The organism is Thermoflexus hugenholtzii, assembly GCF_018771565.1.
Lineage (GTDB): Bacteria > Chloroflexota > Anaerolineae > Thermoflexales > Thermoflexaceae > Thermoflexus > Thermoflexus hugenholtzii_A.
On sequence record NZ_CP076326.1, the window covers coordinates 1,974,065 to 1,996,629 of the forward strand.

21 protein-coding genes are annotated in these 22,565 nt (G+C 67.0%); 11 read left to right on the top strand and 10 right to left on the bottom strand.

The window, feature by feature from the left end; all coding sequences use genetic code 11:
• Positions 1-34 precede the first annotated feature (34 nt).
• The 3 genes from KNN16_RS09050 to KNN16_RS09060 all read right to left on the bottom strand — a co-directional run bounded on the left by KNN16_RS09050 (position 35) and on the right by KNN16_RS09060 (position 3,626).
• On the bottom strand, positions 35-1,498 hold the full coding sequence (locus KNN16_RS09050; RefSeq protein ID WP_303896480.1) for an ABC transporter ATP-binding protein: 1,464 nt from the start codon (positions 1,496-1,498) through the stop codon (positions 35-37).
• A gap of 194 nt (positions 1,499-1,692) precedes the next feature.
• Complete coding sequence (locus KNN16_RS09055) at positions 1,693-2,991, bottom strand: BMP family protein (protein WP_303896481.1); 1,299 nt, start codon at positions 2,989-2,991, stop codon at positions 1,693-1,695.
• 203 nt (positions 2,992-3,194) lie between these two features.
• Complete coding sequence (locus tag KNN16_RS09060) at positions 3,195-3,626, bottom strand: DUF4870 domain-containing protein (protein WP_299285437.1); 432 nt, start codon at positions 3,624-3,626, stop codon at positions 3,195-3,197.
• A gap of 190 nt (positions 3,627-3,816) precedes the next feature.
• Here KNN16_RS09060 and recJ point away from each other — a divergent pair, with 190 nt between their 5' ends.
• From recJ to alaS, 6 genes are all read left to right on the top strand, one after another.
• Positions 3,817-5,541 carry a single-stranded-DNA-specific exonuclease RecJ gene (gene recJ / locus KNN16_RS09065; protein WP_303896483.1) on the top strand — a complete coding sequence of 575 codons (1,725 nt, stop codon included), beginning with the start codon at positions 3,817-3,819 and terminating at the stop codon, positions 5,539-5,541.
• 26 nt (positions 5,542-5,567) lie between these two features.
• The gene (locus KNN16_RS09070) at positions 5,568-6,560 is read left to right on the top strand and encodes a lysylphosphatidylglycerol synthase transmembrane domain-containing protein (protein ID WP_303896485.1); all 993 of its coding nucleotides are present in this window, start codon (positions 5,568-5,570) and stop codon (positions 6,558-6,560) included.
• An 81-nt stretch (positions 6,561-6,641) separates the two neighbouring features.
• Positions 6,642-7,718 carry an ABC transporter permease gene (locus KNN16_RS09075; protein WP_303896487.1) on the top strand — a complete coding sequence of 359 codons (1,077 nt, stop codon included), beginning with the start codon at positions 6,642-6,644 and terminating at the stop codon, positions 7,716-7,718.
• A gap of 3 nt (positions 7,719-7,721) precedes the next feature.
• Positions 7,722-8,660, top strand: coding sequence for an ABC transporter permease (locus tag KNN16_RS09080; RefSeq protein WP_088571470.1), 939 nt, complete (start codon positions 7,722-7,724; stop codon positions 8,658-8,660).
• Between the two features lie 287 nt (positions 8,661-8,947).
• A complete protein-coding gene (locus KNN16_RS15180; RefSeq protein WP_369685894.1) occupies positions 8,948-9,226 on the top strand; it encodes a DUF4258 domain-containing protein in 279 nt (92 codons plus the stop codon).
• Positions 9,227-9,529: 303 nt separating this feature from the next.
• A complete protein-coding gene (gene alaS / locus KNN16_RS09085; RefSeq protein WP_299288987.1) occupies positions 9,530-12,286 on the top strand; it encodes an alanine--tRNA ligase in 2,757 nt (918 codons plus the stop codon).
• A 93-nt stretch (positions 12,287-12,379) separates the two neighbouring features.
• On the opposite strand, the gene KNN16_RS09090 is transcribed toward alaS, so the two are convergent.
• Both KNN16_RS09090 and KNN16_RS09095 read right to left on the bottom strand, forming a co-directional pair.
• Entirely contained in the window at positions 12,380-13,804 is a 1,425-nt protein-coding gene (locus KNN16_RS09090) for a hypothetical protein (RefSeq protein ID WP_303896490.1), read from the bottom strand.
• A gap of 184 nt (positions 13,805-13,988) precedes the next feature.
• Positions 13,989-14,267, bottom strand: a complete 279-nt coding sequence (locus KNN16_RS09095) for a hypothetical protein (RefSeq protein WP_303896492.1) — start codon at positions 14,265-14,267, stop codon at positions 13,989-13,991.
• A gap of 202 nt (positions 14,268-14,469) precedes the next feature.
• Here KNN16_RS09095 and KNN16_RS09100 point away from each other — a divergent pair, with 202 nt between their 5' ends.
• The 3 genes from KNN16_RS09100 to KNN16_RS09110 are packed head-to-tail and all read left to right on the top strand — an operon-like array spanning position 14,470 to position 15,378.
• Positions 14,470-14,820, top strand: coding sequence for a hypothetical protein (locus tag KNN16_RS09100; RefSeq protein WP_303896493.1), 351 nt, complete (start codon positions 14,470-14,472; stop codon positions 14,818-14,820).
• Positions 14,821-14,833: 13 nt separating this feature from the next.
• Entirely contained in the window at positions 14,834-15,106 is a 273-nt protein-coding gene (locus KNN16_RS09105; protein WP_303896495.1) for a hypothetical protein, read from the top strand.
• Entirely contained in the window at positions 15,103-15,378 is a 276-nt protein-coding gene (locus tag KNN16_RS09110) for a hypothetical protein (RefSeq protein ID WP_303896286.1), read from the top strand. Before KNN16_RS09105 ends, KNN16_RS09110 begins: the two co-directional genes overlap by 4 nt.
• On the opposite strand, the gene KNN16_RS09115 is transcribed toward KNN16_RS09110, so the two are convergent.
• Together KNN16_RS09115 and KNN16_RS15185 are read right to left on the bottom strand one after the other, a co-directional pair.
• Positions 15,350-15,964 carry a hypothetical protein gene (locus KNN16_RS09115; RefSeq protein WP_303896496.1) on the bottom strand — a complete coding sequence of 205 codons (615 nt, stop codon included), beginning with the start codon at positions 15,962-15,964 and terminating at the stop codon, positions 15,350-15,352. The genes KNN16_RS09110 and KNN16_RS09115 overlap by 29 nt on opposite strands.
• A gap of 251 nt (positions 15,965-16,215) precedes the next feature.
• Positions 16,216-17,001, bottom strand: coding sequence for a CAP domain-containing protein (locus KNN16_RS15185; RefSeq protein ID WP_369685895.1), 786 nt, complete (start codon positions 16,999-17,001; stop codon positions 16,216-16,218).
• Positions 17,002-17,157: 156 nt separating this feature from the next.
• Here KNN16_RS15185 and KNN16_RS09125 point away from each other — a divergent pair, with 156 nt between their 5' ends.
• Together KNN16_RS09125 and KNN16_RS09130 are read left to right on the top strand one after the other, a co-directional pair.
• Entirely contained in the window at positions 17,158-17,925 is a 768-nt protein-coding gene (locus tag KNN16_RS09125) for a fumarylacetoacetate hydrolase family protein (protein ID WP_299283753.1), read from the top strand.
• 110 nt (positions 17,926-18,035) lie between these two features.
• The gene (locus tag KNN16_RS09130; RefSeq protein ID WP_303896500.1) at positions 18,036-20,069 is read left to right on the top strand and encodes an ATP-binding protein; all 2,034 of its coding nucleotides are present in this window, start codon (positions 18,036-18,038) and stop codon (positions 20,067-20,069) included.
• Here KNN16_RS09130 and KNN16_RS09135 read toward each other — a convergent pair.
• The 3 genes from KNN16_RS09135 to KNN16_RS09145 are packed head-to-tail and all read right to left on the bottom strand — an operon-like array spanning position 19,971 to position 22,392.
• The gene (locus tag KNN16_RS09135; RefSeq protein WP_303896501.1) at positions 19,971-20,306 is read right to left on the bottom strand and encodes a hypothetical protein; all 336 of its coding nucleotides are present in this window, start codon (positions 20,304-20,306) and stop codon (positions 19,971-19,973) included. The two genes, KNN16_RS09130 and KNN16_RS09135, sit on opposite strands and share 99 nt — an antisense overlap.
• 1 nt (position 20,307) lies before the next feature.
• Complete coding sequence (locus KNN16_RS09140) at positions 20,308-21,333, bottom strand: MBL fold metallo-hydrolase (RefSeq protein ID WP_303896502.1); 1,026 nt, start codon at positions 21,331-21,333, stop codon at positions 20,308-20,310.
• 18 nt (positions 21,334-21,351) lie between these two features.
• On the bottom strand, positions 21,352-22,392 hold the full coding sequence (locus KNN16_RS09145) for an NAD(P)-dependent oxidoreductase (protein ID WP_303896503.1): 1,041 nt from the start codon (positions 22,390-22,392) through the stop codon (positions 21,352-21,354).
• Positions 22,393-22,565: the final 173 nt, after the last annotated feature.

A 22,565-nucleotide genomic window follows, 5' to 3' on the forward strand; every position in this document is an offset into this window, starting at 1 on the left:
CGGATCAATGCGCTCCGCATCCGACGATGATCTCTCACCACCCTCGCCCGGCGATCATGTGGCCGAGCCGGTCGAGGGTGAGCTGCTCGGCGTCAATGGGCTCGGAAACCCGGCCGCTGAAGAACACCACGATGCGATGGCAATACTGCATGAGCTCCTGAAGGTCTGAAGAGACGACCATCAGCGCGGTGCCCTGGCGGGCTCGCTCCTTCAGCCGCTCCCAGACCCACAGGCTGGACTCCACATCCAGCCCCCGGGTGGGATGCTCCAGGAGCAGCAACCGGGCGGGCGTCCGGATCAGGGCCAGGAGCGTGCGCTGCTGGTTCCCGCCGGAGAGGGCTTCCACGGGCGTCTCCGGCCTCCCCCGGATGTGGAACTCCCGGATGCGGCGCTGGGCTTCCGCCCGGGCCTGCTCCCAATCGATCAAATGGCGCCCGTTGGGATACACCAGCTGGAAGTGCTCCGTCAGCGTCAGCCCGGGGATCAGCCCCTCCTCCAGACGGTTGGCCGGAACATAGAGCACCCCTGCCTCCAGGAAGGCCGAGTAGGGCTTCCCGGTGAGATCCCGGCCGGACACCCGGATGGTGCCCTCCCAGGGGCGGATGAGGCCGGCGCAGGCGCGCATCAGCAGCTGCTGGCCGCTGCCTTCCATCCCGGCCAGCCCGATGATCTCGCCGGCCCGCACAGTAAGCCGAACCTGGCTGAGCCGGAGCCGGTGATCCCCGACCACCAGGTCCTGCACCTCAAGGACCGGCTCCCCAAGGGGGATCCGCTCCCGCTCCGGCATGGGCACCGGCCGACCGAACATCAGCTCGATCAGGCGGGCGGGCGAATAGGGAGGGGTAACTTCCCCCGCCAGGCGGCCCTGGCGCAGCACGGTGACCCGATGGCAGAGCTCTTCCACTTCCTCCAGCTTGTGGGTGACGAAGATCACCGCCTTCCCCTCCTCGGCGAGGCGGCGCAGCGTGGCGAAGAGACGAGCCTTCTGAGGCGCGCTGATCCCCGTGGTCGGCTCGTCCAGGATGAGCACCCGCACCCCACGCCAGAGCAGACGGAGCAGCTCCAGCTGCTGACGCTCGCCCACCGTCAGGCTGTCCACCCGGGCATCCGGATCCAGGTCGAACCCGAAGGCATCGGCCAGCTCCTTCAGGGCGCGCCGCGCTCCCCGCCGGTCCAGCCACAACCCGCCCTCATGGCCCATCATGAAGTTGTCCAGGACGGAGAGGGCGGGGAAATCCATGGGGTCCTGGTGGAGCATCCCGATCCCATGCCGGAGGCCTTCCGCGGGGGATCGAAAGCGAACCGCCTGGCCATCCAGCAGGATCTCCCCCCGATCCGGCCGCAGATACCCGGAGAGGATCTTCATCAAGGTGGTCTTGCCGGCCCCGTTCTCCCCCAGCAGGCCATGGATCGTGCCCGCCTGGACGGTGAGGCTGACGTCCTGGAGAGCCCGAACCGGTCCGAAGGACTTATAGATGTGGCGCATTTCGACTTTCATATGAGGAGGCGCCTCCGGATCAAGCCTCCGTCTGCTGCCAAAGCCCCTCCCTGGAGCCCGCGCCCTCCTGCGACTTCGACCCCAAGGACCGGGCAAGAGACCTTCGCGTTCTATTTTACGCCTGTTACACAGGAGGGGCGGTCTGGAACCGCCCCTCCTGCTCCTTGGACCCAATCCTCTGAGCCTGGCGGTGGCTACTTCGTCGGGACGCTCTGGCCTTCCATCCCCTCCAGCAGCTGCGGCAGATACCAGATCTGCTGCGGGGTGGCCACCTTCCCCTCCTCCACGTAGAGCGTCCCATCCTGCAGGCGGATCGGCCCCTTCCACAGCTGGATGGACCCATCGCCCAGGCCCTTGATGAACTCATCCAGCTTCGCCGAGGCCTCCGGGCTCAGGGCCTTGCCCTTCAGGAACCCCACGTGGCTGGTGTCCGGGTTGTTGATGTCCTTCCAGTCGGGCCCCACCCAGTCCCAGGACGGCTTCCAGGTGCCCTCCAGGACGGCCTTGATATGGGCCAGGTAGGAAGGACCCCAGTTGAAATACGGGACGCCCAGGCAGACGTCGGGGGCCTCCTCGCAGGCGCCGATGTAATCATAAGGGATGGCCCACACCTTCTTCCCGGCCTGGGTCGCCTTGGCCGCCTCCCGGAGGGCCTCGGTGGTGTCGATGCCGGAGATGATCACATCGTAGCCGGAGTTGATGAAGTCCTGGGCCACTTGAGTGGGATCGGCCGTCACGCCCGGGATGTGGAACCAGAAGCCGATCCAGGTCACCTTGAACTTGAGATCCTTGGCCGGCTTGCCGAGATACTTCTCCCAGCAATACTTCGCCCCCAGATAGGCAGAAGCGGCCAGACGGCGGGTTTCATCGTTGATCAGCGGCCCCAGATACCCAATCTTGCCGGTCTGGGTGGTCAGGGCCGCCGCGCACCCGGCGATCATCTTGCCGTATTCCATCTGGCCCATCACGTTGGCCAGGTTGGGGATGCCCTTGTAGTTCTTCCCCTCCTTCCAGGCGTCATCCCCGGAGGCATGGATGACCACGATGTCCGGATGGGCCTTGGCGAACTTGATGGCCTCGTCCTTGTGGTCATCGGAGTTGAAGATGATCACCTTCGCGCCTTTGGCCACCAGCTCTTCGGCCAGCTGGGAGGCGGTGGTCCCGGGGCGATCGGCGGGGTTGACTTTGTCGATGTAAAGCATCTTCGCCCCGGGGAGCTTCCGCTCCACGTATTTGCCGGCCTCATAGTGGGCCTGGCTCCAGCCCCGGTCGTTATAAGGCCCCACCAGCAACATCCCGAAGATGATCTCCTTCGGCGCGGCGGTGGGGGTGGCGGTGGGCTGGGCAGGGGCGGGCGTGGGGGTCGGCTGAGGCGCGGCCGGAGCGGTGGCGGTTGCCGGGGCAGGCGTGGGCGTCTGAGCACACGCCGCGAGGATCAGGGACACGCCGAGGAACAGGCTGAACGCGATCCAGTGTCGCCGATGAGGAACCATCTTCTCCTCCCGCAGTGGGGATCTTAGCCCTTATTTTATCGATCCCCCCGAAGCCGCGCAATCCCCCCGGCCTCCCTGGGTGCGTCCCAAAATCGTAGGACAACTGCTCGCAGTTGTCCTACAAACGGGTATGCATACGGAGGCGACAGCCGGATGGGTCATCCCCGTTGGGAGGCCCCGAGCCCTTCCCCACTTATGCAAACTTATGCAAAGGTGCGGGCCACCCAGTCGCCGATCAGCCAGTAGCGGAAGTCCTCCCCCCGGCTGCACGCGACTCCCCCTACCACCCCATACGCCAGCGCCCCCAGGGGGATCAGAGACGCCACGCATGCGACCGGCATGAGGCAGAACCCGATGATCACGGCGGTCAGCGGCAGAGAAACCGCCCACAGCGCCACTGCGATCACCCCAGCGACCACCCAGGCGAACAGCTGAAAGATCAGCGCCTGCAGCGCCTGGGAGGCCACGTAGCGGGATCGCTCCCGGTAAAACAGGTAGATCAGGAAGGCCGCGATGGGGCCGCCCAGGGCAGTGACCAGGTTCAGCAGAACGCTCAGGTGGGCCAGCATCGCCCACTGCCGTTCCTCGGCGGAGGGCCCTGCTTCCGGGCCTGCAAGGGGCATCGCTTCGCCCATGGGAATTCCTCCCGCTCCAGGATGTCCTCATCTTCCCATGCGCCGAAGGCTTTGACAAGTCCCTCACAGCTGATCTGTGAGAGCGGGAAAGCGCCGGATGTCCAGCAGCGGGATCTCGCAGCCCGTTGACGCGTGGCCGCGCGCGCTTCTACAATCAGGACCGATGATCCTGCCCTCAGGATGCGGAAGGATGCGCCAACCGGAGGCTCCCATCGTCGGGCGAGGACGTCGGGTCTGGCGGCTGGCCCCGCCGGCCCCGGAGGCGGTTCGGGCGGCGCTGGCCGGATGGCCTCCGCTGCTCCAGGATCTCCTCTATCATCGGGGGATCACCTCCGCAGCCGAGGCCGCGGCGTTCCAGCGTCGTGCCGGGACGGTCGGCGATCCCTTCCGGATGAAGGGGATGATCGAGGCCCTCGACCGCCTGGAGCGGGCCATCCGTCAGGAAGAGCCCATTGCCGTTTACGGGGACTACGACGTGGATGGCGTCACGGCCACCGCCATGCTGGTCCAGGCGCTACAGGCCCTGGGCGCGCGGGTGCGCCCGTATATCCCGCACCGGGAGACGGAAGGCTACGGCCTGAACGGGGAGGCCCTCAGAGGATTGGCCGCGGCGGGGGTGCGGGTGGTCATCAGCGTGGACTGTGGGGCCCGGGCGGTGGCGGAGGCCGGCTTGGCCCGTGAACTGGGATTGGAGCTCATCCTCACCGACCACCACCTGCCCGGCCCGGTCCTCCCCCCGGCCCTCCTGATCAACCCGCGGCAACCGGAATGCCCCTACCCCTTCAAGGATCTGGCCGGGGTGGGCGTGGCCTTCCGGCTGGTGCAGGCGTTGAAGGCGCAACATCCGCGCGCGCCCTTCTCGCCGGAGGATTTCCTGGATCTGGTGGCCCTGGGAACGGTCGCCGATATGGTCCCGTTGCTGGGGGAGAACCGGGGTCTGGTCGCCGAAGGACTGGAGCGGCTGCGGGATCCGGCACGCCCGGGCTTGCGGGCCCTCTGCGAGGTGGCAGGTCTGGAGCCCTCCCGGGTGGATCCCTGGGCGATCTCCTTCATCCTGGCCCCCCGCCTGAACGCCGCGGGGCGGCTGGAGCACGCTCAGGCCGCCTACCGGCTTCTGACCACATCGGACCCGGCGGAGGCCCGGGCCATCGCCGAGGAGCTGGACCGCCAGAACCGGGAGCGTCAGGCCCTGACCCAGGCCACCGAGGAGGCCGCGCGGGCCTTAGCGATCCCGGGGGAGACGGTGCCCTGGCTGCTGTTCGCCGCCTCCGAGGCCTTCCGGCCGGGGGTGGTGGGGCTGGCCGCCGGCCGGCTGGCGGAGGCTTTCTACCGCCCGGCGGTCATCGTCAGCCTGATGGGGGAGGAGGGCCGCGGCTCCGCCCGCAGCATCCCGGAGTTCCACATCACCCAGGCTCTGGACGCCTGCGCGGATCTCTTAATCCGGCACGGGGGCCATGCGGCGGCCGCGGGGTTCGTGGTGCGACGGGAGAACCTGGAACGTCTCCGGGATCGCCTGATGGAGCTGGCGGCGCAGGCTCTCAGCGCCCGCGAGCTGCAGCCCGCCCTCACCGTTGAAGCGGTGCTTTCCCTCCAGGAGGTAAACTGGCAGCTGTATGAATGGATCGCCAGCCTGGAACCCTACGGTTACGGCAACCCGGCTCCCCGCTTCCTGTGCCGCAACGCCATCGTCCGCCAGGCGCGGACGGTGGGGAACGACGGCCAGCACCTGCGCATGGTGCTCACCCTGCCCGAGGGCGGACCGGTGTGGGACGCCATCGCCTTCCGGCAGGGGGATCGAGCCGCGGAGGCCCGCCCGGGAACGCGGCTGGACCTGGTGTTCGAGCTGCGAGCGGAGCGCTGGAACGGAGAGCCCCGCCTGACCCTCCACGTGGAGGACTTCGCCCCCGCCTCCTGAGCCCACCCGAAGACCGGAGCGTGCCGATGAAACGACGGATCGGATTGCTGCTCGGCGTTCTCCTCAGCGCGGCGTTGCTGGCCTGGACCTTGCGGGGAATGCATCCCGAGGAGATGGCGCGGATCCTGCAGGGCCTGCGGATCGAATGGCTTGGAGCGGGGGCGATGTTTTACTTCATCCCCGTCCTCCTGCGCACGTGGCGCTGGGGGATCCTGCTGCACGGCCTTCCGCCCGCTCGCTTCGGGGACCGCTTCGTCGCCCTGGCCATCGGCTATATGGGGAACAACCTGTATCCGGCGCGGGCCGGGGAGGTGCTGCGGGCTTATGTGTTGCAGCGTCGGAGCGGCATCCGCATCGGCGCGTCCCTGGGGACCATCGTGGTCGAGCGGGTGTTCGACGGGTGGATGATGCTGCTGCTGGGGATGGCCGCCTTGCTTGCTTTCCCCCTGCCGGGCCTCCTGCGCCCCGCGGTGATCGGGAGCAGCCTGCTCTTCGGCGGAGCGCTGGCGCTCCTCGTGGGGATCGCCCACGCGGCGGAAAGGCTGCGGACGGTTCTGGAAAGGATGGCCCGGCGGTGGCCCGGTCGACCCGGGGAATGGCTGTTCGGATTCCTCTCCCGGTTTATGGACGGCCTGCAGGTGCTGCGAGCGCCTTCGCGGGCCCTCGCCGTGGCCGGGCTGACCGCCCTGATCTGGCTGGCGGAGGCCGGGACCTACGGGCTGGTTCTGATGGCCTTCCCGTTCCGCACTTCATTCTTCTCCCTGCTAACGATGACCGCGGCGGTGAACCTGGCCACCGCCCTCCCCTCCGCGCCGGGCTACATCGGGACCTTTGAGGCGCCGGGGGTGGCGGTGCTGAGGGCCTTCGGGATCCCGGGCCCTGTCGCCCTTGCCTACACCCTGATCCTCCATCTGGTCCTCTGGCTGCCCATCACCCTGGTCGGCCTCCTGCTGTTCCTCCGGGAAGGATTGCGCGGAGCCGATCGCCCGCTCCCGGAAGGATCCAATCTTCCTTCCTGAGGCGTCAGGCGGAGCGCCGCTCTGTCGAGATAGGTAAAATAGGGTGGAAAGCACACGGGAAGGGAGCCAAACGGAGTCCGGATGTCCCGTTACGTCATTCGCCGCACGGCCGCGCTGATCCCGGTGTTCCTCGGGATCCTCCTGGTGGTCTTCGTGATGGTGCGCCTGATCCCGGGGGATCCCTGTCTGGTCATGCTGGGGGAGCGGGCCACCAAGGCCCAGTGCGAGGCTTTCAAAGAGCGCTTCGGCCTCAAGGATCCCCTCCCCCTCCAATTCGCCCGCTATGGGATCCAGATCCTGAAAGGGGATCTGGGGACCTCCATCAGCACCGGACGGCCGGTGGTGGTGATCCTGGCTGAGCGGCTGCCTATGACCATTGAGCTCACCATCGGGGCCATCCTGTTCGCCACCACCGTGGGCATCACCCTGGGGGTCCTCTCTGCCATCCATCAGAACTCTCCGATCGATGTCGCCACCATGGTGCTGGCCAACGTCGGGGTTTCCATGCCGGTTTTCTGGCTGGGCCTGATGCTGGCTTACGTGTTCGCGCTGGTCTTCAAGGACACGCCTCTCTTCCTGCCGCCCTCCGGGCGCCTTTCCCCCGGCCTCTCCCTGCCCCCTTTGAGCCGGGTCTGGGGGCTGGAGGATGTGGAGGGCTTCCCCCGGGTGGCGCTGATCTTCCTCTCGAACTCGGTGCTTTTCAACAGCCTGGTGACGGGGAACCTCGCGGCCTTCTGGGATGCGGTCCGCCATCTCATCCTCCCCTCGGTGGCCGTGGGCACCATCCCGCTTTCCATCATCGCCCGCATGACCCGATCCAGCCTGCTGGAGGTGCTGGGGGAGGACTACATCCGGACGGCGCGGGCGAAGGGCCTGCGGGAACGCATCGTGCTGGTCCGCCACGCCATGCGCAACGCCATGATCCCCATCGTCACGGTGGTGGGGCTGCAGACCGGCAGCCTGCTCTCCGGAGCGGTGCTCACGGAGACGGTCTTCTCCCTCCCCGGCGTGGGAACCCAGCTGGTCTCCGCCATCCTCGCCCGGGATTACCCGGTGGTCCAGGGCTTCACCCTGGCGGTGGCGGTGATGTTCGCCCTGATCAACCTGATCGTGGATCTTTCGTATGCGTATCTGGATCCTCGCATTCGATTGGATTGAACGATGCGCGCGGTCGCCCAACCCCTGACTCAGGAACTGGTCCTGCCCCGGCGCTCGCCGACCCTGGAGGCGCTGCGCCGTCTGATCCGCCATCGGTCGGCCCAGGTGGGTTTCTTCCTGCTGGGCCTGATGGTGTTCACGGCGATCTTCGCCGATGCCATCGCCCCCTACGATCCCATCAAGCCCCTCCCCAACGTGCAGCGTCGCTCGCCGCCCTGCATCCATCTGCTCGGCTGCCCCCGTGATCGGCCCCAGCACCTCTTCGGCATCGACGGGAACAACCGGGACCTGTTCTCCCGGGTGGTTCACGGCTCGCGGCTCTCGCTGCAGATCGGCTTCTCCACCATCACCTTCGCCATCATCGTGGGCGGGCTGTTGGGAGCCATCGCGGGATACGCGGGGGGCTGGTTGGACAACGCCATCATGCGGGTGATGGACGTGATCCTGGCCTTCCCCAGCCTGTTGCTGGCCATCGCCATCGTCAGCGTGCTGGGCCCCGGGCTGATCAACGCCCTGCTGGCCATCGGCTTCGTCTCCATCCCGGTCTACGCCCGCATCGTCCGGGCCAGCGTCCTGGCGGTCAAGGAGCTGGATTACGTGATGGCCGCCCGGGCGGTGGGCGCCTCGCCCCTGCGGCTCCTTTTCGTCCACATCCTGCCCAACGCCCTGACCCCCCTGATCGTCCAGGGAACCCTGGGGATCGCCACGGCCATCCTGGACGCGGCCGCCCTCTCCTTCCTCGGGCTGGGGGCGGAAGTGCCCAAGCCGGAGTGGGGGCTGATGCTGGGGGAGGAGCGCAACAGCGTCTTCAACGCCCCTCATCTGGTCTTCTTCCCCGGCATCGCCATCATGCTCACCGTGCTGGCCTTCAACCTGCTGGGAGACGGCCTGCGGGACGCCCTGGACCCGCGGCTGAGCGGGCGGGGATATGAACGACGATGAGAAATCCTTGCGGGCCGGAGCCGGACGGCTGCTCCGGGCAAAGCCCAGCCTGCTGAAAGACGCTCCCCGACCGGACCCATCAGGAAGACCCGGTAAACAAGGGACCACAATGACATGGCAAATTCCTCCGAAAGACTTATAAATATAGAGAAAGGGGCCAAAAAGACCGAAGCGGGCCCCAAGGCATGCCCAGCCGTTGATGACTGATTCTCGCCGGGTAGCCGAACATGACGGCGAAGCACATCGTTTTCCGAGCCCACGCGTTGCAGCGGATGTGAGAACGCCATATATCGATGGGAGAGGTTGAATCCGAACTGAAAACAGGGGAGACGATTGCGACCTATCCGGATGACGAGCCTTATCCGAGCCGGCTGATCTTAGGTTGGGTCGGCGGTCGCCCGCTTCACCTGGTTGTAGCAGATGATCCGGCTGGAAACGTTCGGATTGTGATCCCAGTATATGAGCCTGATCCCACTTTGTGGGAAAGCGATTTTCGGAGGCGGCGCAAATGCGTGATCTGCAAACACGGAGAGACCCGGCCGGGCACCGCAACGATCGTCTTTTAACGAGCCGGGGCGACCCTGGTGATTCGCAATGTGCCGGGGAGATCTGTCAGAACTGCGGAGAGGCGTATTTGACGTATTTGAGCCCTGAGGTGGCTCAGGAACTCCTTGCGAAGGCCGAGGATGCCCTGCGGGCAGGGATGGTGGTCGACGTGCGAGAGTTCCTGCCTGCGGCGGCATAGCAGGAGCTCGAAGCCAGGGATCGAATCGGATGGCTATCTGTGATCCGGGTGTGTCCCAAAATCGGCGGCCAGGCCCGCCGAAATCGGGACACGCCCTTTGATCCCTCCGGAGGAGCAGCGGGTTATGGAGAAGCGGAACACGGTTCGGATGAGCGCAGCGCAGATCCGTCAAGCGTTCCTGGACTTTTTCGCGGCCCGGGGCCACACCATCGTCCCCAGCTCCTCTCTGGTGCCGGTGGGGGACCCCACGTTGCTCTTCACCAACGCCGGGATGAACCAGTTCAAGAACGTCTTCCTGGGCCTGGAGACCCGCCCCTACAAGCGGGCGGCTTCCGTCCAGAAGTGCATGCGGGTATCCGGCAAGCACAACGACCTGGAGAACGTGGGACCCAGCCCTCGCCACCACACCTTCTTTGAGATGCTGGGCAACTTCTCCTTCGGCGATTACTTCAAGCGCGAGGCCATCCACTACGCCTTCGAATGCCTCACCCAGGTCTACGGCCTGGACCCGGAGCGGCTGGTGTTCACCGTCCACCAGGAGGACGACGAAGCCTATCGCGTCTGGGTGGAGGAGATCGGCGCGCCGCGGGAGCGGGTCTTCCGCATGGGGGACAAAACCAACTTCTGGATGATGGGGGACACCGGCCCCTGCGGACCGACCTCGGAGATCCACTACGACTGGGGGCCGGAGCATTGCACATGCGGCGATCCGAACTGCAGCGTGGCCCTGGACAACGGCTGCGACCGCTGGCTGGAGCTGTGGAACCTGGTGTTCATGCAGTTCGATCAGAAGGCCGATGGGACGCGGGTGCCTCTCCCCCGCCCGGGGGTGGACACCGGGATGGGGCTGGAGCGGCTGGCCGCGGTGCTCCAGGGAGTTTTCTCCAACTATGAGACGGATCTCTTCGTCCCCATCATCGAGCGGACCCGGGAGATCCGCGGGCATACCCGCGCGGAGATGGAGGCGAACATCGTGGCCTACCGGGTGATCGCCGATCACACCCGCGCCGCCGCCTTCCTCATCGCGGATGGGGTGCTGCCGGGGAACGTCGGCCGCGGCTATGTGCTGCGGATGATCATCCGCCGGGCCGCCCGCTTCGGCCGCAAGATCGGCTTCGAGGAGCCCTTCATGGCCCGCGTGGCGGAGGCGGTGATCGAGATCATGGGCGGGCACTACCGGGAGCTGGTGGACCGCCGGGAGCACATCTTCCGCACCCTCACCCAGGAGGAGGAACGCTTCCTGCGCACCCTGGACCTGGGGCTCTCCCGCCTGGAGGAGGTGCTGCAGGAGCTGGCCACCCGGGGCGCCCGGGTCGTGCCCGGCGAGGAAGCCTTCCGCCTCTATGACTCCTACGGGCTCCCCCTGGAGATCACCCGGGACGTGGCCCGGGAGCGCGGGTTCGCGGTGGATGAGCTCGGCTTCCAGCAGGCGATGGCCCAGCAGCGGGAACGGGCGCGAGCCACCGAGCGCTTCGAGCTGGACACCGAGCAGCTGGCCCGATATCGCCGGCTGCTGGCGTCCCTCCAGGACAAAGGGCTGGTGGGCGACCAGGGGGTGGAATACGACCCCTACAGCGGGACGGAGCGCGAGACCACCGTGGCCGCCCTCCTGGTGAACGGGGAGCCCGTGCAGGTGGCCCGCCCGGGCGACCGGGTGGAAGTCGTGCTGCCCGCCACCTGCTTCTACGTGGAGAGCGGCGGGCAGGTGAGCGACACCGGCCACATCGCCCGCTACCCGGAGGGAGGCGGGGACCCGCTGTGGGAGATCGAGGTGGAAGACACCCGCCAGCCCATCCCCGGCCTCATCGTCCATATCGGCCGGGTGAAGTCCGGTCACCCCCGGGTGGGTGACCCGGCCTGGGCGGTGGTGGACTTCGAGCGCCGCTGGGACATCATGCGCAACCACACCGCCACCCACCTCCTGCACGCCGAGCTGCGCTCCCTGCTGGGCACCCACGTGGTCCAGGCCGGCTCCCTGGTGGCGCCGGACCGGTTGCGCTTCGACTTCACCCACGGGGCCATCCTCAGCCAGGACGAGCTGGACGCCATCGTCTACGACATCAACGAGGCCATCCTGATGGATTACCCGGTGAACGTGAGCTACGAGCCGTATCAACAGGCCATCGCCAGCGGGGCCATGGCCCTGTTCGGCGAGAAATACGGGGAGATCGTCCGGGTGGTCCGCATCGGGTGGCCCGATGAGCCGCCCATCAGCGCGGAGCTGTGCGGAGGGACCCACGTTTACAACACCTCGCAGATCGGGGCCTTCGTGGTCACTTACGAGGGCGGGGTGGGCTCCGGCGTCCGCCGCCTGGAGGCGGTGACCGGGCGGGAGGCGGTGCGCCTGATCCAGGACCGGATGCGGCGGCTGAGCCACGCGGCGACTTACCTGGAGGTGCGGCCGGAGGAGGTGGACCGCAAGGTCCTGGACCTGCTGGACCGCATCCAATCCCTGGAAAAGGAGCTGGCCCGGCTGCGGCGGGAGGTCGCGCGCCAGGAGTTCGAGGCCCTGATGAAGCGGGTAGAGCGGGTGGGCGACATCCAGGTGCTGGCCGCCGAGAGCCGGGTCGGGGACATCGAGCAGCTGCGGGAGATGACGGACTGGTTCCGGGAGCGGGTGCGGACCAACGGGGTGATCGTGCTGGCCTCCGTCATTGGCGGGCGGCCGAGCTTTGTGGCCGCCGTCACGCCGGACCTCGCCGAGCGGGGGCTGGATGCGGTGCGGGTGGTGCGGGCGGTGGCCCAGGTGGTGGGCGGCAGCGGGGGCGGTCGCCCCACCCTGGCCCAGGCCGGCGGCCGCGACGTGAGCAAGATCGGCGAGGCCCTCCACCAGGCCCCCCGCCTGGTCTCCGAATGGCTGAAGCGCTCAGCGGCCTCCTGAGGCCGGCGCCCTCTCTCCGCCCACGACAGGATTGCGAAAAGCCCGGGGAGGCGATAACGGCCTCCCCGGGTTCATCCTCAAGCGATCCCCATATCACCGCATGATCAGCGGCAGGTAATCCCGGTAGACCTCCGGCACCACCCGGAGGACCACCGTTAGATCCTGATCCCGCCCCTCGACGAGGAGGTTCATCGGCGCCCACGGTTCTGATCGCACCCGGATGGTCGCGGTATACACCCCCAGGGCCTTCCCGGACGGATCCGCCCGGAACGGAAGAGGCTGGCGATAAGTTCCTGACGAGGAATCCACCTGGAGCGGGAAATCCGGCGAGGAAACTGACAGCACGGTCCACTGCAGCGGCTCGGGGGAACGATTGCGCACCCAGAAGGCCCCGCGGAGCACGGCCGGCGCATCCACATCCGAAAGGAGCATCTGCGGGCTGTTCCAGACCGGCCTCGCCGGCACCGGGTTCTTGGCCATGTTGCGGAGAGCGGTCTCCGCCGGACGGCCTTTGATGTCATAGAAGCCCATCTGGTCGCAGCTGCCGGGGTTATAGAAGCCATAGTTGAACAGAAGCATTGCGCCCATCCACGGCCAATTCGTCTCCGCCCACTGATAAGCCTGGACCAGGTAATCCGCCTGCTGCTGGGGGGAAACCAGCTGCCACAACCGCCCGCTGAAAGAAGGATCGTTTCGGCACTCGGGCCGCCCCACCTGGGCGGGATCTATCAGCCAGCCGAACTCCGTCGCCCAGATGGGCTTGTCCACCCCGAACTCACTCACCATGATCTGCCGGATCACCTCGACCGTCCGGAAACAGAAGTCGTTAGGACCGCAATCCGGCGAGCCCGGGGCGGCGGTAGCGGGAGCCGCGAACCCATAGGGGTGGAAGCCCAGGGCATCGAAGCAATTCGCCGCGCCAGCCTGAAGCATCTCCCGCAAAAACTCCCGCTCATCCTGGTAGTAACCCGGGCACCACCCCACGCCCGGCGCGCAATAACCCTTATGGCCGTTCCAGGTGAAGGGGACCCGGCCTGTGGGCGCCAGGCCAGCGGAGACCACGATGGCTGTAGGATCCGCCCGCTTGATCCGGCGGTACGCCTCACACAGGACGCGGGTGTAATCCGCCGCGTTGGGAGGCGCCGCCCAGCCGTAAGAGGCATCGAGGTTCGGCTCGTTGCCGATCTCCCAAGCCTCGATGAAATCCGCCTGGGTCCGCGCCTCATTCTCAAGCCAGTCCCCCCACGCGCTCAGGTTCCCCAGCACATCCGCGTGGACGTCCAGCCGGCGCAGGACCCGATACGGGAGCCGGGTGCCGATGGGGCCGAAGGCCTTCGTCCAATCGAAGCCCATGGCCCCGATCCCGGGATCGGCGGCGGAGGTGGGGTTCACGCCGTAACCCAGATGGGGCGTGGACTGGGCCTGCACAGGGATCGCATTGGGGGAAAGGCGGATGCTGAGAAGCATCCTGATGATCGGGAGCCATCTGCCGATCCGGATCCACCGTCTCGCCATCATCGCGGCCTCCACCTCTGGAAAGATATCCAGGGTTCGAAGGTAAAAAGATTCTATCCTCCATTCTCGGGGCGTGGCAAAGCGAGGACGGACACAGGGAATCCCATGGGCGTCCACACGAATGAACGAGCGCCTGAGGGCTGAGAGAGCAGCCGGGGCGCAGGCGGCCGTTTCTCAGCTTTTGCGCTCAGCGCCGCCACCAATCCTTCCGGGAGCGGGGATCCATGAAGACGTTGTTGTCCCGGATCCCGACGTCGATTTGGGTCCCCCGCGCCCGGCCGAGGGGCTGGCCGCCCCGCAACGCCGGCAGCTGACCCCGCCCCCATGCGTTCCACTGACGATACAGCGCCAGCAGCGAGGGTTCCACACAGAGGTTCGTGATATACACTGTATATCCTCGAGCCGTGCTGTCCTCCGCGGTGTATTTCAAGGTAATCTGGTTCTCGTCCGCGTAAAGGGTAATCACCCCCCTGAGTAGTGCTCGGTGGTATAATCGGGGCCAGATTCCGACGGAGGTGGGCCCGATGAATCGAAAGCCCAATTCCCAGAACCCCCCCTGCCCTCGCTGTGGGGCCACCCATGTGGTAAAGAACGGCAGTAAGGGTGGGCGGCCCCGTTGGGTCTGTCGGAACTGCGGGCGCTCGTTTGGGCCTACCCTGGGCACGGCGATGTATCGCTTGCGTGTGACCCCTGCGGAAGTGGCGCGCACCCTGCTGGTGGTGATGCGTCGGGGGAGCCTGAGCGCCGCTGAGGAGATCACCGGCCACAAATATGAAACCATTGGCCGATGGCTCCGGATGGCCGCCCAACACGCTGAGGCCCTCACCGAGGTCCTGGTCCACGACCTGCATTTGAGCGAGGTCGAGGTGGATGCTTTCTGGTCGTTTGTCAAAAAAGTGTCCAGAGGCTGGAGATCCAGACGCCTCGGCGGGCGGGGTGGGCCCGCGTTGGGGATGTTTGAGCCAGGACCGGGCGACTCGTTTTGTGGTGGCGTGGGGCTTTGGGTCTTCGGAGGATGAGGTCGCGCCGAAGGTGGTGGCGCAGACCCGCCAGCGCACATCTGGCAGGAGGGGCGTGATCTGGATCAGCGATGGACGGCCGGTCTACCGACGGGCGGTTCGTCAGGTCTATCGGGACGCGCAACCGACGGGAAAGCGGGGGCGTCCGCCCCTGGTGCTCACGCCTGGGGTGGGGTTGACGCAAGCGGTCAAGCGTCGTCATCAGGGCCGGATGGTGCGCGTGGAGGTGCGTCAGGTTCTGGGGAGGCGGTGGATTGCCCCTATCCGGTGCATGAGGAACGGTTGAATGGCATGTTGCGCGATCGGTTGAATGCGCTGACGCGTAAGACCCATGCCTTTGCGAAGACGACAGGGACCTGGGATGCGCTGGTGATCCTCTGTTTGTTTGAGCACAACTGGCTGCGGCCCCATCGGGCCTTGCGGGAAGCGGGGGAGGGCCTGCCGGAGGGGCGGCGGTATCGGCCGCGGACGCCGGCGATGGCCATCGGGTTGACCGATCATATCTGGACCTGGGAAGAGTTCTTGACCTTCAAGCATTATCAATACCAAAAGGAGTGACTACCGCGTAAAGGACGTGGGCCTGGAAATCGGCCCCGATGCGATAGCCGCTGTCCGGGAGATAGAGGATCTCCCCCGGGCTCACGGCGAAGCCGACGACGCTGACCGGTGGCCACCCCGCCGGAGGCGGCAGCCGCTGATGACGCTCCCAATCCCAGCCGTTGTTCTTATACGTGTTGAGGATGACCGGGATCCGATGATCCCCGAAGAGGAAGCGAAGCTGTGGCGCACCGGGATCGAAGTCTCCACCGTAATCGACCAGGCCCTTGTATTCATTCACCGGCACATACCCCAGGAGCAGCAGGTTGTAGTCCGGGTTGTCCGCCACGTTGAAAGAGACCGGGTTGATCACCGGGAAGACTTCATAAGTGACGCCCGGGATCGGCGCGCAGATGCTCCGGAGGACCAGGGGCAGGAAGACCCGGTGAGTGGCTTCCGCCCCGACGGTCCCGGAGGGAGCCGGCGAGGGGACGGGGGGAGAGGCAGCCGGGGCGCCTGCCAGGCCGTGAAGGAGGAAGAGGATCAGCCCTCCGACAGCGCCCAGCCCTCCCGGGCCGGTGATCCAGGGCCTCCTCCGGATGTCCATCGTATACCCTCCTTGCGGATTCCGCAGGGGATCTTCAGCGAACCTGCGCCTCGGGCACGATGGCAGTCGCCGAGGCGCCGGCGGCAACGAAGAAGGACCAGGTGTAACTCCCGCCGTTGACCGTGATCGAGACGGTGTAGCGCGAGCCCGGGCTCAGCGGATCCCGCGGGAGGATCACCACCGCATCCCGGCTGTTCAGGATGGCCCGGCCCAGGGATTGCTGGGCGGAGTCCGGGTGCGTGTAGGTGGTCTCATCGAAGACGCAGTGCGCCACCGGCGTCCCATCTCGCAGCAGCTGATGCGCGGTGATGGAAGGTGTGAAGGAGCCGGTGCCGAACAGCATCAGGATGGGGAGCCCGGCGGGGGCCGTGTAACCACAATGGACCAGGGGATCCGGATACTCGCCGACCTGGAAGGCCCGCAGGAAGGTGGTGGCCCCCTCCCCGGGCCAGCGGATCGGGAAAGCGATCCCCTCCGGGATCCCTCCCCATCCCCGCAGCACATCCAGAGCCGCCCCCATCTGCCATCCGCCGTCCGCCTCCCGGTAAGCGCCGTAGCCGACCCGGAGGAGACGGGGATCCAGCATGCCCACGGCGTGGAAAGGCGCCTGCATCCAGACATCGATGGCATAGGCATCGGGGGCGGTGGCGCTGGAGCTCACCATGACGTTGGCGTTCCGCCCGCAGGCATCCCCCTCCGGCGTATACCAGGGATTGAGGGGGTCCTCCGCATGGGTGATGACATCGTTCTTCACCATATAACATATAACGGGCGTGTTTCTCACATCCGTCCCGCCAGTCGGGGTTCTCCGCCACCGGCGGCAGGCCGGCCATGGCCCGGTAGGCGTTCAGTCGGGGCAGCCACTCCAGGGGCGGTGCGGTGACCGTGGGGGACCGCAGGACCAGGGGGAGGAACACGCGATTGGAGGGCGTGCTCTCCGCGGCCCCCCGGGCGCCCAGACCGGGGGCCGGTCTCCCCAACCCACCGGCAAGGATCAGCATCCCAATGATCACCCCCTTCAACCCCCGCCATCCCATCACCGAACCTCCAAAGTTTGTGGTTGGTTGTAGGTATGATAACGGAGTGGGCTTGGGGTGTCAAGGGAGACGACGATGGCGGAGCGTCGCACGGTGCGTTTTCGAGGGGCTGGTTGTAAAACAGAGACGAAGCCATCTTCTTTCCGGGAGGTCACGATGCGCATCGGACGGGTGCAGACCGCGGAGGGAGCGCGGTGGGTCATTGTCGAGGAAGATGCGGTGTATGCCCTCGACGGCGATCCCTTTCGGGGGACGTTCCGTCGCGGCGCGCGGATCGGATCCATCGATGCCGTGACCTGGCTGGCGCCCTGCGTCCCCTCCAAGATCGTGGCCGTGGGCCGCAATTACGCCGAGCACGCCCGGGAGCACCAGGCGGAGGTCCCTCCGGAGCCGCTGATCTTCCTGAAGCCGCCCAGCGCGGTCATCGGGCCCGGCGCTCCCATCCGGCTCCCACCCCAATCCCATCAGGTGGAGCATGAAGCGGAGCTGGCCGTGGTCATCGGACGCCGGGGGAAGGACATCCCGGAGGACCGGGCCTGGGAATACGTGCTCGGGGTCACCTGCGGGAACGATGTGACCGCCCGGGACCTCCAGCGACGGGATGGCCAGTGGACCCGGAGCAAGGGCTTCGATACGTTCTGCCCCCTGGGCCCCTGGATCGTAACGGACCTCTCCCCGGAGGAGATCCAGAACCTGGAGATCCTCTGCCGGGTGAACGGGGAGCTCCGCCAGCACGGGAAGGCCCGGGATATGGTGTTCTCCATCCCCACGCTGATCGCTTATATCTCCGCCGTGATGACCCTGGAGCCCGGGGATGTGATCCTGACCGGCACCCCGGCCGGGGTGGGGCCCCTCCGCCCCGGCGACTGGGTCCAGGTCGAAATCCCGGGCATCGGAGTCCTCGGCAACCCGGTCCAGGGCTAAGCGGGCCCTCAGGGGTTGGGAAGCGGTTTGACAGCGCCGGGCATTGGGATTACCCTGAGGCCGGGAGCGGGGAGCTTCTTCGGGATCGGCTGGATATCCGAGGAGGTGCGATGCGGGAGACGCGCGTGCTGGTCGTCGGCGAGATGGGAGCCTTGCGGGAGGCGCTGAGAGCGCCCGCCCGGGAACCGCTCCGGGTGGAGCTCCGAGAGGTCCCCTCGATCCCGGAGGCGGAGGCCGCTTTAGAGGCCTTCCAGCCGGATGTGGTCCTGGTGGACTGGCGGCTGCCGGAGGCCCTGGCGTTCCTGGAGCGGGTGCGTCCTCGCCCCCTGGGGTTCATCCTCATCGGTCCGCCCCTGCCCGCCCTGGAGATCGTGCGCTGGCTTCGCCAAGGGGTCCACGATTTCCTGCTGGCCCCGGACCATCCGGATGAGGTGGTGGAGGCGCTCCGGCAGACCCTTGACCGGGTGCAGGAGCGCCGGCGGATCCTCGGGCTGGTCGAGCGGTTGCAACGACAGCTCCAGCAGCTCAGCGTCCTCTACGAGGTGGGGCAGGCCCTGGCGGCCTCCCTGCGCCTGGAGGAGATCCTCCCGCCCATGGTGGAGGCGGCCATCCATTTCACGGGGGCGGAGGAGGGCAGCGTCTGGCTGCTGGACGAGTCGGGCGAGGTCCTTCGCCTTTACCTGCACCGCAGCCGGATCCCGGAGCCGGAGGTGGCGGCCCCGCCCACGACCCTGCGGGTGGCGGACAGCCTCCCGGGCCGGGCCATCCGCACCGGCCGCCCCATCCTGCTCGGCCCGGGCCTCCACAAGCTGGACACCGGGGTGCTCGTGCGCGCGCTCCTGTATGTCCCCATGCAGGCCCATGGCCGCGCCCTGGGAGTGCTCGGGGTGGTCCATCGCCTCTCGGAGGCCGGCTTCTCCGAGGCGGACGTCCACCTCCTGCGCATGCTGGGGGACTACGCCGCCGTGGCCATTGAGAAGGCGCGGCTCTTCGAGGCGATGCAGGCGGAGAAAGGGAAGCTGGAGGCCATCCTCCAGGGCATAGAGGAGCCGGTGCTGGTCACGGATTTCGCGGAGAACCTGATCCTCTTCAACCGCTCCGCTCAGCAGCACCTCGGCCTCCCGGCGGAGGCCATGGGCCGGCCCCTGCGGGCGGTGGTGGCCCATGAGGAGCTCCACGCGCTGTTCGATCGGAAGCCCCTCCCTGGCCACACCGTCCGCCAGGAGATCACCCTGTCGGATCGCCTGACCTTCCAGGCCAGCCTGACCGCGGTGGCGGGCGTGGGCTACGTGGTGGTGATGCAGGACATCACCTATCTGAAGGAGCTGGATCGCATCAAATCCGAGTTCCTCTCCATTGTCTCCCATGATGTCCGCACGCCCCTGACCACGATCCGCGGCTATGTCAGCCTGTTGCCCCGCGTGGGCCCCTTGAACCCGCGCCAGCAGGAGTTCGTCGAGAAAGTGGAGCGGGCGATGCGGACCATCGTCGAGTTGCTGAACAACCTGCTGGACCTCTCCCGCCTGGAGTCCGGGCACGCCCTCTCCATGGAGCGCTGTTCGCCGGCCCAGATCCTCCACGAGGCGATCCAGATCATCCGCCCCCAGGCCGAGGAGAAAGGCCAGGCCCTGGTCCTGGAGATCCCCCCGGACCTCCCGACCCTGTATGGAGATCCGCGGCGCCTAGAACAGGTTTTCCTGAACCTGCTCAGCAACGCGGTCAAATACACGCCTCCCGGAGGGCGCATCACGGTCCGGGCCATGGAGCGGGACGGCCACCTCATGGTGCAGGTGAGCGACACCGGAGTGGGGATCCCGCCTGCGGATCTGCCTCACATCTTCAGTAAGTTTTATCGGGTCCGACGGGAGGGGGAAACGACGGAGGGGACCGGCCTGGGGCTGGCCATTGTGAAATCCATCGTGGAGCGTCACGGGGGGCGGGTGTGGGCCGAGAGCGAGGTGGGCAAGGGGAGCACCTTCACCGTCCTGCTCCCCTGTCGGCCCGAGGCTCCCCCCGCCCCTTCTCCCCGGCGAGCGCGGGAGGCCTCACCGCAACACGCCGAGCCATCGCATGAGCAGCAGCACAGCCAGCCAGACCCCATAGCCGCCGGCCAGGCTCCACCCGAAGGGAACCCGACGGGATAGCAGCCACCCGGCCGTCAGCACAAAGGCCAGTGTGGCGATGAGGGCCAGGGAGGCCGCCCATGTGAAGCGCGCCGTCTGAGCCGGATCCCGGGTCTCCGCATAGACGATCCACATCGCCAGAGGAATGCTCAGGGGCATCGCCGCCAGGATCCCGGCCAGAACCCGGGATCGCTCCTGGACGACGGCCACGGCGGCGATGATCAGCCAGGCGATGACGACGTGGAGCCAGCGGAACATCCTACAGCCTCCGGTAGCGGACCGGCGCGTTGGGATCCTGCTCCAGCTGGTCCAGGTTCTCCACCTGCAGGTAGCCTCGATCGTAGAGATATTCCACGTGGGCGCCGGCCTCCAGGAGGGCCAGCAACACCCCATAACCGTATTGTCGGCCGAAGAGGGCCCACGAGATCTCGGCGATGGTCCTGGGCTCGCGGCAGATCTCCAGCACGCGCTCCAGGCGCTGCCGGTGGAACCGCTCGATGGCCGCAACCCGCCCGTAGAGGTCGAGGATGGGCTCCTCATGCCCGCCGAAGGCGAGGGCGATGCCCGGCAGCGCGGCGATCCGGCGCAGGGAGTCCAGGTAATGGCCCAGGCCGGTGTAGCGGGTGATCCGCTCCGGGGCCTGATGGGGCGTGGTGTGGGCCAGGATGTGGTCGGAGGTCAGCAGGACCTCCTCGATGCGCAGGCAGACCTGCCCCGGGCAATGCCCCGGGGTGTGATGCACCTCGATGAACCCGAAGAGGCGCTGGCCGTCGTCCAGGCATCCCTCCACCGGGGTGGACTGGAACATCGATTTCATGTCGAGATACATGCTCAGCAGGACGGACTGTCGTTGCGGGGAGACCCCGGCATGGCTCAGGAAGCCACGGATCTCCCGGGCGACGGTGATCAGGCGCTCCGGAAAGTTGGCCAGCACCCGGCGATCCAGCTCGTGGATGAACACGGGGGCAGCGCTCCGCTGGCGGACGAAGTTCAACCCTCCGAAGTGATCGATGTGCCCATGGGTGATCAGAATGGCCGTCAGGTCCTCGAACCCCACCGGGCGCCTGTAACGATCCCGCACGACCTCGAAGCCCCGGATCAGATCCGCCTGGCTTTCCGGCAGCCCTGAGCCCGTGTCCACCAGGATGCGGTGGGAGTCCGCCAGGACCAGATAGACATATCCGTCCAGCTCGGGGAACAGTCGCACCGGAAGGCGGTAGAGCTCCACTCCGCCCCCGGTGCGGTAGCGCAGCACCCCCTCTCGCTCCTCCCATGGTCCCTGCATCGCCTCCCTCCCACCTTTTCAGGGCAGCAGATCCCGGATCACCCGCAGGATCCCCTGGTCCCAGGCGACCCGGTGGGTGACGCCGACCTTGCCGGCGAGCTCCGCCTGATGGGCCCGATACCATTCGTAAGTTCGGATGAGGGACTCCGCGTTGCTGTAGCGGGGACGCCAGCCCAGCTTCGCCTTCGCCCGATCGATGGCCACGAAGGAGTCCTTGTCAGCGGTCCCGTAGACCCAGCGATAGAGCGGCGAGAGGTGGAGCGCTTCGAAAAGCGCGAGGGCCGCCTTAACCGGCCGGGCGGGCAGCGGCCAGACCCGCGCCCCGGTGCCCGCGTGGTCGCACAGGGCCTGCACATCCTCCCGCACCGTGCCGAAGCGCTCCGCGCCGATGTTGAACGTGTCGTTGGCCTGCTCCGCCGGGACCGTGAGGGCCAGGACGATCGCATCGGTCAGATCATCCACATCGAGCAACTGGTAGCGGTTCCTGCCGCTGCCGATGATGGGGATGGGCTTGCCCCGCTCCACCCAGTCGAACAGGATCTGGAAGACGCCCAGGCGGCCGGGCCCGATGAAGGTCTTGGGCCGGATCACGGTGACCGTCAGCCCGCGCTCCCGGAAGGACTGACAAATCCGCTCGGCCTGGATCTTGCTTTCCCCGTAAGGCCCCACGCCCTGGAGCGGATCGTCTTCCAGGATGGGATGCTTGCGGGGGATGCCGTAGACCGCGGTGGAGGAGATGAAGACCACCCGCGGCACCCCGTGAGCCTGGGCGCTCTCCAGAACGGTCCGGGTGCCCTCCACGTTCACAGAGAAGATCTCCCGACGGGGCCAGAGGGGCAACGCCGCGGCGGCGTGGATGACCGCGTCCACGCCGTGCATGACCCGATCCACCACCTTCCGGTCCCGCACGTCCCCCTTATGGAACTCCACCGGGCCGATGTAGTCCTCCTCGATGTAATCCGCGATGTCCAGCAGGCGGACCTCGTGGCCGTGCTGGATCAGCTTGTTGGCCATGTGGAAGCCGAAGAAGCCCGCGCCTCCCGTGATCAGCACCCGCATCCGACCTCCTTGCGCTCCGTGAAAGATTCTTAAGGCCCCATCCCGCGGGGACCCCTCCCACCATATCATCGGAAGCCGGGAAGGGGCAATCCGGAGGATCGCCCGCGGGCTCTCCGGTCCTCCGAGCCGTGAGCTCTTTCGGACCCGGAGAGGGCGGGGGCGACGCCTTCCGG

Coding starts and splice junctions, on each gene's coding strand:
- KNN16_RS09145 (WP_303896503.1), bottom strand. CDS start 22,392: ATGCGGGTGCTGATCACGGGAGGCGCGGGCTTCTTCGGCTTCCACATG.
- alaS (WP_299288987.1), top strand. CDS start 9,530: ATGGAGAAGCGGAACACGGTTCGGATGAGCGCAGCGCAGATCCGTCAA.
- KNN16_RS09050 (WP_303896480.1), bottom strand. CDS start 1,498: ATGAAAGTCGAAATGCGCCACATCTATAAGTCCTTCGGACCGGTTCGG.
- KNN16_RS09055 (WP_303896481.1), bottom strand. CDS start 2,991: ATGGTTCCTCATCGGCGACACTGGATCGCGTTCAGCCTGTTCCTCGGC.
- KNN16_RS09135 (WP_303896501.1), bottom strand. CDS start 20,306: ATGTTCCGCTGGCTCCACGTCGTCATCGCCTGGCTGATCATCGCCGCC.
- recJ (WP_303896483.1), top strand. CDS start 3,817: ATGCGCCAACCGGAGGCTCCCATCGTCGGGCGAGGACGTCGGGTCTGG.
- KNN16_RS09140 (WP_303896502.1), bottom strand. CDS start 21,333: ATGCAGGGACCATGGGAGGAGCGAGAGGGGGTGCTGCGCTACCGCACC.
- KNN16_RS09100 (WP_303896493.1), top strand. CDS start 14,470: ATGTATCGCTTGCGTGTGACCCCTGCGGAAGTGGCGCGCACCCTGCTG.
- KNN16_RS09115 (WP_303896496.1), bottom strand. CDS start 15,964: ATGGACATCCGGAGGAGGCCCTGGATCACCGGCCCGGGAGGGCTGGGC.
- KNN16_RS09125 (WP_299283753.1), top strand. CDS start 17,158: ATGCGCATCGGACGGGTGCAGACCGCGGAGGGAGCGCGGTGGGTCATT.
- KNN16_RS09130 (WP_303896500.1), top strand. CDS start 18,036: ATGCGGGAGACGCGCGTGCTGGTCGTCGGCGAGATGGGAGCCTTGCGG.
- KNN16_RS09090 (WP_303896490.1), bottom strand. CDS start 13,804: ATGATGGCGAGACGGTGGATCCGGATCGGCAGATGGCTCCCGATCATC.
- KNN16_RS09060 (WP_299285437.1), bottom strand. CDS start 3,626: ATGGGCGAAGCGATGCCCCTTGCAGGCCCGGAAGCAGGGCCCTCCGCC.
- KNN16_RS09075 (WP_303896487.1), top strand. CDS start 6,642: ATGTCCCGTTACGTCATTCGCCGCACGGCCGCGCTGATCCCGGTGTTC.
- KNN16_RS15185 (WP_369685895.1), bottom strand. CDS start 17,001: ATGGGATGGCGGGGGTTGAAGGGGGTGATCATTGGGATGCTGATCCTT.
- KNN16_RS09070 (WP_303896485.1), top strand. CDS start 5,568: ATGAAACGACGGATCGGATTGCTGCTCGGCGTTCTCCTCAGCGCGGCG.
- KNN16_RS09080 (WP_088571470.1), top strand. CDS start 7,722: ATGCGCGCGGTCGCCCAACCCCTGACTCAGGAACTGGTCCTGCCCCGG.